1 pseudogene is annotated in these 502 nt (G+C 48.4%); it reads left to right on the plus strand.

Annotated features, from left to right (window positions below):
- Window positions 1-432: pseudogene (locus D7Y06_RS25585) on the plus strand (ParB/RepB/Spo0J family partition protein); the annotation flags it as partial.
- Window positions 433-502 lie beyond the last annotated feature (70 nt).

The following is a 502-nucleotide window of genomic DNA, read 5'->3' on the forward strand; positions in this document are numbered from 1 at the left end:
AGCGGCGTAATGACCCCTGCCACAGTCCGCCAGAAAGAGGACGGGCGGTATGAGCTTATCAGCGGTCACAGAAGAAAAAAGGCTTGCGAGCTTGCAGGGCTTGAAACGCTCAAATGCGAGATTAAGGAGCTGACCCGTGACGAAGCGATTATTGTCATGGTTGAGAGTAATCTCCAAAGGACTACTATCTTGCCGAGTGAGAAAGCCTTTGCGTATAAGATGCGGCTTGAAGCAATGGACAGACAAGGACAACGTGTTGATTTAACTTCGACACCAGTGGTGTCGAAGTCAAGGTCTAATGAAGAACTTGCTGACAGAGTAGGCGAAAGCCGTGAGCAGATACGCCGCTTTATCCGTCTGACCGAGCTTGTACCCGAAATCCTGCAAATGGTGGATGAACGCCAGATTGCTTTCCGCCCTGCGGTGGAAATTGGACCTATGTCAATACTTTGGACACAAAAAGTTGAAAGTTCATGCTGATTTTTTTAATTCCTCATCCTCC

Origin of the sequence: Roseburia sp. 1XD42-69 (genome assembly GCF_003612565.1) — a bacterium.
In the GTDB taxonomy this organism is placed as follows: domain Bacteria; phylum Bacillota; class Clostridia; order Lachnospirales; family Lachnospiraceae; genus Roseburia_B.